This is a genomic window from Longimicrobium sp. (genome assembly GCF_036399935.1).
Taxonomy (GTDB): Bacteria; Gemmatimonadota; Gemmatimonadetes; order Longimicrobiales; family Longimicrobiaceae; genus Longimicrobium.
This window is the reverse complement of record NZ_DASWMD010000046.1, coordinates 159401-168840: the sequence shown is the minus strand read 5'-3', so window position 1 is coordinate 168840 and position 9440 is coordinate 159401. Positions and strand designations below refer to the sequence as shown.

General features: G+C 70.1%; 10 protein-coding genes. 8 read left to right on the top strand and 2 right to left on the bottom strand.

The window, feature by feature from the left end:
• On the bottom strand, nucleotides 1–849 hold an 849-nt coding region (locus VGB24_RS15120), incomplete at its 3' end, for a hemolysin family protein (protein WP_331073784.1).
• Nucleotides 842–2194, bottom strand: a complete 1353-nt coding sequence (locus VGB24_RS15115; RefSeq protein ID WP_331073783.1) for a hemolysin family protein — start codon at nucleotides 2192–2194, stop codon at nucleotides 842–844. The genes VGB24_RS15120 and VGB24_RS15115, both read right to left, overlap by 8 nt.
• 252 nt (nucleotides 2195–2446) lie before the next feature.
• Here VGB24_RS15115 and VGB24_RS15110 point away from each other — a divergent pair, with 252 nt between their 5' ends.
• The 8 genes from VGB24_RS15110 (at nucleotide 2447) to ccmA (ending at nucleotide 9440) form a co-directional block, all read left to right on the top strand.
• On the top strand, nucleotides 2447–3427 hold the full coding sequence (locus tag VGB24_RS15110) for a GntR family transcriptional regulator (protein WP_331073782.1): 981 nt from the start codon (nucleotides 2447–2449) through the stop codon (nucleotides 3425–3427).
• Between the two features lie 38 nt (nucleotides 3428–3465).
• Nucleotides 3466–4458 carry a YpdA family putative bacillithiol disulfide reductase gene (locus VGB24_RS15105; protein WP_331073781.1) on the top strand — a complete coding sequence of 331 codons (993 nt, stop codon included), beginning with the start codon at nucleotides 3466–3468 and terminating at the stop codon, nucleotides 4456–4458.
• 20 nt (nucleotides 4459–4478) lie between these two features.
• Nucleotides 4479–4808 carry a DUF2279 domain-containing protein gene (locus VGB24_RS15100; RefSeq protein WP_331073780.1) on the top strand — a complete coding sequence of 110 codons (330 nt, stop codon included), beginning with the start codon at nucleotides 4479–4481 and terminating at the stop codon, nucleotides 4806–4808.
• Nucleotides 4809–5337: 529 nt separating this feature from the next.
• Nucleotides 5338–5760, top strand: coding sequence for a cytochrome c maturation protein CcmE (locus VGB24_RS15095; protein WP_331073779.1), 423 nt, complete (start codon nucleotides 5338–5340; stop codon nucleotides 5758–5760).
• Nucleotides 5757–7817 (top strand): heme lyase CcmF/NrfE family subunit, encoded by a 2061-nt coding sequence (locus tag VGB24_RS15090; RefSeq protein WP_331073778.1) that lies wholly within the window; start codon nucleotides 5757–5759, stop codon nucleotides 7815–7817. The genes VGB24_RS15095 and VGB24_RS15090 overlap by 4 nt, the downstream gene beginning before the upstream one ends.
• Entirely contained in the window at nucleotides 7817–8305 is a 489-nt protein-coding gene (locus VGB24_RS15085; RefSeq protein ID WP_331073777.1) for a cytochrome c-type biogenesis protein, read from the top strand. The genes VGB24_RS15090 and VGB24_RS15085 overlap by 1 nt, the downstream gene beginning before the upstream one ends.
• Entirely contained in the window at nucleotides 8302–8706 is a 405-nt protein-coding gene (locus VGB24_RS15080) for a zinc ribbon domain-containing protein (RefSeq protein ID WP_331073776.1), read from the top strand. Before VGB24_RS15085 ends, VGB24_RS15080 begins: the two co-directional genes overlap by 4 nt.
• Nucleotides 8703–9440 (top strand): heme ABC exporter ATP-binding protein CcmA, encoded by a 738-nt coding sequence (ccmA, locus tag VGB24_RS15075; RefSeq protein ID WP_331073775.1) that lies wholly within the window; start codon nucleotides 8703–8705, stop codon nucleotides 9438–9440. Before VGB24_RS15080 ends, ccmA begins: the two co-directional genes overlap by 4 nt.

The window sequence follows — 9440 nt, the reverse complement described above, 5'->3', positions numbered from 1 at the left end:
GCGCCGGTTGGGCATCCGCCGCAGGATGTCCTTGATGTGCACCACGCCGGTAATGTGGTCCAGGCTCCCCTCGTACACCGGGTAGCGGGTGTGGGGGCTGGAGCGGAGGATGTCGAGCATCTCGTCGGCCGTGGCGCCCGCGGGGATTCCGACGACGCGCACCCGGGGGATCATCACCTCGCCCGCCGTCAGGTCGCCGAACTCCAGCAGCTCCTGCAGCACGTCGGCCGATTCCTGGCGCAGCATGCCGCCCGCCTGGCTTTCGCGCACGATGAACTGCAGTTCCTCGGGGGTGCGGTAGTGCTCGCCCGAGGCCACGTAGCGGTTGATCCCCGCCAGCCGCAGCACCGCGTTGCCGAGCGCGTTCAGCCCGATCACCAGCGGATACAGGATCTTCTGCACGACCAGCACCGGGGGCGTCACCCACACCGCCGCCTTGTCGGCCTGCTGCAGCGCGATGGACTTGGGGATCATCTCCCCGACCACGATGTGGAAGTAGGTCAGCAGGGCCACGGCCAGGACGCTGGCCAGCGTGTGGGCCCCCGCCGTGCGCAGCGGCCCCAGCCCCACCAGCCAGTGGCCGATCCATTCCGCCAGTACGTGCTCGCCGTACATGCCCAGCCCCAGCGAGGCTACGGTGATGCCCAGCTGCGCCGTGGCGATGTAGCGGTCCTGCCGCCGCGGGTCCTTGAGGATGTTGCTGACCATGCGCGCCGCGGCGTCGCCCTCGGCCGCGCGGCGCTCGATGCTGGCCCGCGGCGCGCCCACGATGGCGAACTCGGCCGCCACGAACAGCGCGTTCAGCAGGATCAGCACGGTGATGATGACGATGGGGAGCACCTTATCCATCCGCCGCCTCCCCGCCGCCGTTCGCCGTCCTGCGCCCGCCCGAGGGCAGGGCCAGGATGGCCTGCACCGCGTGCCCGGAGATGGTCTCGACCTCCACCTCCACGCCGTCGATCTCCAGCCGCTCGCCCGGCTCGGGAACGTGCCCCAGCTCCTCCATCACCCGCCCGCCCACCGTGTCGGCCTCGCCCTCCCAGAGGATGCCGAGCCAGGGCTCGGCCTCGTCCAGCCGCATCCACCCGGGAATGCGCACCCGGCCGTCGTCCAGCCGCTCGGGGCCCGGCTCGTCGTGGGTGCGGAACTCGTCGGCCACCTCGCCCATCACCTCGGTCAGCACGTCGTCCAGCGTCACCAGCCCCGCCACGCCGCCGAACTCGTCCATGACGATGGCCACGTGGCTGCGGCGCTCGCGCATCAGCGTCAGCAGGCGGTCGGCGGTGACGCTTTCGTGCACCATCAGGATGGGGCGCATCAGCTGGCGGAGGCTGGGCACCCGGCCGGCTTCCAGGTAGCCGCGGAACAGGTCCTTGGTGTGGAGCAGCCCCTCGACGTGGTCGATGTCGCCGCGATACACGGGAAGCCGCGTGTACGGCGTTTCCACCATCTTCTTCAGCACCTCGTCCACCGGCGTCTCGATCTCCACGCCCACGATCTCCTGCCGCGGCACCATCAGGTGGCGGGCGGGGCGAATGCCCAGCTGCAGCGCGCGCCGCAGGCGGCGGTGCTCGTCGGGCTCCAGCAGCCCGCCGTCGCGGCTTTCGGCGATCAGCAGGTCGATCTCTTCCGGCGAGTGGATGTGGCGGTGCCCCACGGGAGAAACGCCCATGGCCCGCAGCGCCAGCGCGCCACTGCCGTTCAGGAAGCCGATGAAGAACGAGAACGCGCCCAGTGACCATTTCATGGGCAGCGACGTCTTGAGCGCGACCTGCGTGGGAAACTGGAGGGCGAGCGACTTGGGGACGAGCTCGCTGAGCACCATCGCCAGCACCGTCAGCACGACGAGGATCACCACGGCCGCGGTGGAAAGGGCGGCGGGGCGCTCCATCCCCCACAGCCGCTGGAAGAGGCCGGCGAGAGGGCCCGCCAAGGTGGCCTGCCCGTAGGCGCCGATGATCAGCGAGGTGAGGGTGATGCCGATCTGGCAGGCGGCGATGTAGTGGTCCAGCGCCGCGGGATCGTCCAGGTACGGGAGCAGGCGGATGGCGGACGCGTCGCCCTGCTCGGCGCGCTGGCGGATGCGGCTGCGGCGCACGCTGACGGCCGCGAACTCGGCGGCCACGTACAGCGCCGTGAGCGCGATCAGCGCCAGGATGATCAGGATGGAAAGGACCATCAGCGGGGGGCGCACGCGGGAGCGGGCCCAACGCCGGGAGGGCGGTGGGGTGTCCCTGTACGGACCGGACTTGTGTTCGGGCTCGGAAACACGCTCATTGGGGAGTCGGCGAACGCAGGGAGCACGCCACGGCGCCGGACGGACGGGCGGCACCCCACGTCCGGTGGAGGGTACGTGTTGCGCGAACCCCCCGCAAGGCGATCCATTCAACGTTCGCGGAGGCGCCGGGCGCCTTCGGATCGTCAAACGCGACTTCAACGGTTTGGGATGGACCAGGAAACCGCACTCAGCGACAAGCTGCGCGACCGAATCTTGAGCGCCCTGCACCTGGGGCTGCTCCAGCCGGGCGACCGCCTGCCCAGCATCCGCGCCCTGTGGCGCGAGATGGGGGTGGACCACCGGGTGGTGGCGCAGGCCTACCGGATTCTGGAGGACGAGGGGCTGGTGGAGGTGCGCGGCCGCTCGGGGGTGTACCTGGCGCCGCAGGACCAGCTGGGCGGCGAGGTGCTGGCCGAGACGGCGCGGTGGATGGCGGGGGTGCTGGTGGAGGGGTGGAAGCGGCGGATGACGCTCGCCGAGATCCCCGAGCTGATCCGCCGCTGCACCAGCACCGTGCCCCTGCGCTGCGCCGTGGTGGAATCCAACGTCGACCAGATGACGGTGTACAGCGCCGAGCTCGAGGAGCAGTTCGGGCTGACGGCGGTGCCCGTCTACATCTCGCCCGTGCCCCTTCCCCGCCCCGACCGCTCGGTGGAGTTCCACGCGGTGGAAGAGGCCATCCGCTCGGCCGACCTGGTGGTGACCACCAGCTACCACTCGCGGCTGGTGCGCAAGGCGGCCGAGAACGTGAACGTGCCGTCGGTGACGCTGACGGTGAACGCCGAGGTGGTGGAAACGGTGCAGCGGGAAATCCGCACGCGCGGGGTGACGCTGGTGTGCGTGGACCCGGAGTTCGGCAACCGGCTGCGCGCCATGTACGCCGACGCCAGCGAGGGCGAGCAGATCCGCGTGGTGCTGGCCGACGACGAGGACGCCCGCGCGGCGCTGGACCCGTCGGAGCCGGTGATCCTTACCCGCGCCGCCCGGGCGCACCTGGGCGCGGGGGTGCAGCTACCCCCGCTGCTGCTCCCCCACTCGCCCACCTTTTCGGCGCACACCGCGCGCGAATTGCTGCAGCTGATCATCCGCCTGAACCTGGCCGCGGCGGAGCGGCAGGACGCCACGCAGCTGCTGGCGGGCACCGAGTAGCCTGAAGACATCGGTCTCACGGTAGAGCAGACCCAGAAATGACGGATATTCCGGAGACGGCCGACATCGCCGTCATCGGCGCGGGGCCGTGCGGGATCGCGGTGGGCGTGGCGGCGGCGCAGGCGGGGCTTTCGTGCGTGCTGTTCGACCGGGGCGCCATCACGCAGGCCATGATGGACCACCCCACGTACGTCACCTACTTCAGCGGCCCCGAAAAGCTGGAGATCGCCGGCCTCCCCTTCACCACCTCGGGCGACAAGCCAACCCGGCGCGAGGCGCTGCGCTACTACCGCAAGGTGGCGGAATACTACCGGCTGGACGTGCGCCAGTTCGAGGAAGTGGCGACCGTGGAGCGCGGGGACGGCGTGTTCGTGCTGCACACGCTGGCGCGGGGCGAGCCGCGGGCGCACCGGGCGCGCAACGTGGTGGTGGCCACGGGCTACTACGACAGCCCGCGCCGGCTGGACGTCCCCGGCGCCCACCTGCCCAAGGTGCTGTACTACTTCAAGGACCCGTACTCGTTCTGGAACCAGGACGTGATCGTCATCGGCGGGGGCAACTCGTCCGCCGACGCGGCGCTGCTGACGTGGCGCGAAGGGTCGCGCACCACGCTGGTGCACCTGTTCGAGGGGCTGGACCGGGGGGTGAAGCCCTGGGTGCGGCCCGACATCGAGAACCGCATCGCCGAGGGCGCCATCCCCGCGCTCTGGCGCCACCGCCTGGCCGAGATCCGCCCGCACGAGGTGGTGGTGGAGAACCTGCAGACGGGCGAGCGGCGGACGATGAAAAACGACTGGGTCCTGGCGATGACGGGGTTCGAGCCAGACCCCGGCGTGCTGCGCGCGTTCGGAATCGAGGTGCACGAGGTGACCGGCATCCCGCGGCACGACCCCGCGACGATGGAGACCAACGTGCCGGGGATGTACGTGGCGGGCGTCGTGGTTTCCGGACACGACGCCAACAAGATCTTCATCGAGAACGGCAAGCTGCACGGCCCGCTGATCGCCGCGCACGTGGCGTCCAGGCGCTGACCAACGACGAGGACAAACGTATGGAAACCTGCCTCTTGATGCTCTGCCTGTCGCTCGGCGGCGGCCCGACGGCGCCGGCCCAGCCGGAGGACCGCTGGTTTGGCGAAGACAAGCTGAAGCACTTCGTCACCTCGTTCATTGTCACCAGCCTGGCCTCCAGCGGCGCGCGCGCGGCGGGGCTGGACAACGACGCCAGCCTACTTGTCGGCGCCGGGACGGGCGCCGGCGTAGGGCTGTGGAAGGAGTGGAGCGACCGCAACGCCGAGGGGCACACCGCGTCCATGCGCGACATCGTGTGGGACCTGGCCGGCATCGGCGCCGCCGTGGTGGTGCAGGCGCAGACGCAGTGACGCGCGGATGTCGCTGGATCGCGCGGCCGATCTGAGTTCATCGCGAACCCGGCGCGCCTGAGCGGGTGAACCCGCCACTCGGAAAGCGGAAAGTCCCGACTCGGGCCGCTGTCGCGTCCCGCTCGGGGCTTCACATGCACGCACACCGCACCTACCGAAGCGCACACGAATTCTCCCCTCTCCCGCTTGCGGGAGAGGGGCCGGGGGAGAGGGCAGCCGCGGCATGCGCCGGCCTCCGTCGGAACGCCTCGATCCCTGCCCATCGTAGTCAGCCAAGCACCGGACCCACCGCTCCGACCGGGCTGGCTCCCTTCCCCCGCGCAGTTTGCGGGGGAAGGGCTGGGGATGGGGGGCCCGGCCCGCACGCCGGACCCTGCCGAACCTCACCCAACCCCACCCCGCCGCCCCGTCCCAGGTCAGGAAACTCCCCACACCCCTGTCCTGCAACCTACGGAATCCCTTTCACCGCACGCATTTCAATGGTATATTGCCGCGCTTGGAACCACACGTTCGCGCGCGGAGGGCAGCGGTGAAAAAGCAGAGGAAGTTCCTGGCCGGCGCCGCGGCGCTGGTGGCCACCGTGGGGTACCTGGCGGTGACCGGGATGAAGGACTCCATGATCTACTACCACACCCCCGACGAGCTTGCCGCCAAGCTCGCCGCCGACCCGTCCGCGCGCGACCTGACGGTCAAGATCGGCGGGCGCGTGGTTCCCGGCACCGTAAACAGCGACGCGCGCACGCTGGACCTGCGCTTCACCGTCGTCGACATCGCCAGCGGCAAGACCCGCTTTCCCGTGCACTACAACGGCCCCGTCCCCGACACCTTCGAGGAAGGCCGCGACGTCGTCGTCACGGGCCGCTATACCGCCGAGGGAACGTTCGAGGCCACGCACCTGCTCACCAAGTGCGGCTCGCGCTACGAAGCCGCCGAAGGGGACTTCCGCGCGTGACGCAGATCGGGGAAGTCGCTCTCTGGATCGCGCTGCTGCTGAGCCTGTGGGGCGCCGGGCTGGGCTTCGCGGGCGGGCGGAAGGGCCGGGGGGACTGGGTGCTGAGCGCCGAGCGCTCGCTGTACGCCGTCTTCGGCCTGCTCGTCGTATCCTGCGCCGCCATCATCTCGTCGTTCCTGCGCGGAGAGTACCAGTACCGCTACGTGGCGGGGTACTCCAACCGCGACCTTTCGCTCTTCTACAAGATCACGGGGCTGTGGGCCGGGCAAACCGGCTCGCTCGTCTTCTGGGCCGCGCTGCTGGCGCTGTTCTCGGCCGTGGCCGTGCTGCAGAACCGGCGGCGCAACCGTGAGTTCATGCCGTACGTGGTGGGCACGCTGTCGACGGTGATCGCCTTTTTCCTGGTGGTCATCATCACCGCGTCAAACCCGTTCCAGCTGATGGAGTTCGTTCCGGCCGACGGCCGCGGGCTCAATCCACAGCTGCAGAACTACTGGATGACCATCCACCCGCCCACGCTGTACCTGGGCTTCACCGCCTTCACCATCCCCTTCGCCTTCGCCGTCTCGGCCCTGCTCAGCGGCCGGCTGGACACGCGCTGGATCACCACGACGCGGCGCTGGACGCTGACCGCGTGGTTCTTCCTGACCAACGGCATCATCTTCGGGATGATGTGGGCGTACGTGGAGCTGGGCTGGGGCGGATACTGGTTCTGGGACCCGGTGGAGAACGCGTCGCTGCTCCCCTGGCTCACCGGCACGGCGTACCTGCACTCGGTGATGATCCAGGAAAAGCGCGGCATGCTCAAGATGTGGAACGTGCTGCTGATCCTGGGCACCTTCCTGCTGAGCATCTTCGCCACCTTCCTGACGCGCTCGGGGCTGATCGAATCCGTCCACTCGTTCGCGCAGAACCTTACGATCTCCTACATCTTCCTGGGCTTTCTGACGGTCCTGGTGATCGTCTCGGCCGTGCTGGTGTGGTGGCGCCGCGCCTCCTTCGCGCCGGAAAGCCGGCTGGAAAGCGCCGTCTCGCGCGAAGCCGCGTTCCTGCTGAACAACCTGGTGTTCGTCGCGGCCATGCTCAGCGTGCTGTGGGGCACCATCTTCCCCCTGGTGTCCGAGGGCTTCACGGGACAGACGATCACCTTGGGCCCGCCCTTCTTCAACCGGGTGAACCTGCCGCTGGGGCTGCTCCTTCTCGCGCTCCTTGGCGTGGGCCCCGTGATCGCCTGGCGCAAGGCGACCGCGCGCAACATCCGCCGCAACTTCGCCCTGCCGGTGTCCATCGGCGTGGTGACGGGAGTCGTCCTGTGGATCGTGGGCGCGCGCAACACGTACGCGCTGCTGACCTTTGCGCTGGGCGCGTTCGTGATGGCGACCATCGTCATCGAGTTCTGGAAGGGCACCCGCGCCCGCGCCCGCATCGAGGGCGAGGGCGTGGCACCGGCGTTCATCCACCTCGTGGGCCGCAACCGGCGCCGCTACGGCGGTTACCTGGTGCACGCAGGCCTGGTGGTGACGTTCATGGGCTTCGCGGGAAGCGCCTGGGACGTGGAGAAGCAGGTGGCGATGAGCCCGGGCGAAAGCCTGGAGATGAAGTCGCCCTTCGGCCACACGTACACGCTGACGTACCAGGCCATGTCGTCGTATCCCGCCACCAACATGACCAAGGTGGTGGCGACGGTGAACGTGGCCAGGAACGGGGAGCGCGTGGGCGTGCTGGCGCCGGAAAAGCGCTCGTACAAGCAGCGCGAGGAAGTGGTCAGCGAGGTGGGGATCCGCCGCGCCTGGAACGAGGACCTGTACCTGATCCTGGCCGGGGTGGACGACATCAACGCCGTGGTGCAGGGCCGCAACCCGCGCCCCATCGCCACCTTCCGCGTGCTGATCAACCCGCTGGTGCCGTGGATCTGGACGGGCGGGTTGATCATGTCCATCGGCACGCTGATCGCCCTGTGGCCCGGCGCCGAGCCGAAGAACCCCGCCATCGTCAAGCAGCGCGTGCGCGTGGCGAAGCCGTCCGAAGCGGCCGAGCCCGAGCTGGTGGAGGCGTGATGACACGATCGATTCGCCTCGCCCTCGTCCTGCTCGCGCTGGCGCTCCTGGCCGGGCGCGCGGATGCGCAGCACCCGCCGGACGTGGCGGCGCGCAACGCGGCCGAGGCCATCTCGCAGCTGAAGTCGCCGTTCGGTCCGCACATGCTCGACATCTGCCCCAACGAGCAGGCGGAAGAGCTGCGGAACCAGATCCGCGCGGCCGCGTCGGGCGGGTCTACGCCGGACGAGCTGGTGGACCAGGTGCTGGCGCGCTACGGCAAGGAATACCTCGTCGTGCCGCGGGCGGAGGGGATCGGCCTGTGGGCGTGGCTGCTGCCGCCGGTGATGCTGCTGATCGGCGCCGTGTTCGTCCAGGGGCGTATCCGGCGGATGCGCGGCCAGGGATCGGCGCTTTCCGTCGCCGGCGCCCCGCCGATGTCCGACGACGAGCGGGCGCAGCTCAACGCCGCGATGCGCGACTTCGAGCGCGAGGACGACGAGCCGTGATGCTGCTGATCGTCTCGCTTCTCCTGGCCCTGCTGGCCGCGGGCTACGTCGTGCGCCCCGTGGTGGCCCGGCGCGACGCCCTGCTGGTGGACCTGGCGCCCGGCGCGGTGATGGACGCCGAGGCCCGCCGCCGCGTGGCGCTGGCCTCGCTCAAGGAGCTGGAGTACGACTACCTGGGCGGCAAGCTCGACACGGCCGACTACCAGGCGCAGAAGCAGCGCATGTCGCTGGAGGCGCTGGCCACACTACGCGCCGCCGAGGCCGCGCGCAGCGACGCCGGGCTGGACGGCGGCGGCGAGGATGCGACCGTCACCAGGACGGCGGTGGACCGGCACGCCTGCGGGTTCGTGAACCCGGCGGGAAGCCGCTTCTGCGCGGGGTGCGGGGTCCGGCTGGCTTGAGCCACCCGGCGGAGGGCGCGGGCGCGGCCGTCGAAGCGCGCGGACTTGAAAAGTGGTACGGGGCCCTGCCCGCCGTGCGCGGGGTGGACCTGTCCATCGCCCCCGGCACCTTCCTGACCATCTTCGGCCCCAACGGCGCTGGCAAGAGCACGCTCCTGCGCATGCTCTGCGGCGCCGTTCGTCCAACGCGCGGCTCCGTCTTCATCGGCGGCGAGGAGATCCGCAACACCGAAGACGAGGGGTGGCGGCGGCGCATCGGCCTGCTTTCGCACCAGGCGTTCCTGTACCCCGGGCTGAGCGCGGCCGAGAACCTGGACTTCTTCGCCCGGCTGTACGGCCTGGCGGACCGGGCGGCGCGCATCGAGGCCGGGCTGCGCGACGTGGGGCTGTGGGAGCGCCGGGACGACCGGGTGAGAACGTTCTCGCGGGGCATGCAGCAGCGCCTGGCCCTCGCGCGGACGCTGCTCCACGATCCCGAGGTCGTCTTTCTGGACGAGCCCTATACGGGGCTGGACCCGCACGCGTCGGCCATGCTGCGGCAGGTGCTGGACCGGTTGAAGGACGGGCGGCGGACGGTGGTGCTGGTGACGCACAACCTGTCGCAGGGGCTGGAGCAGGCGGACCGCGTGGCGGTGCAGGTGGGCGGACGCTGGATGTCGGACGAGCCGGCTGGTGACATCGATCCCGCCACCTGGGAGCGGGTGTACACCGGGCGGGTGGCGGCGGCCGCCTGA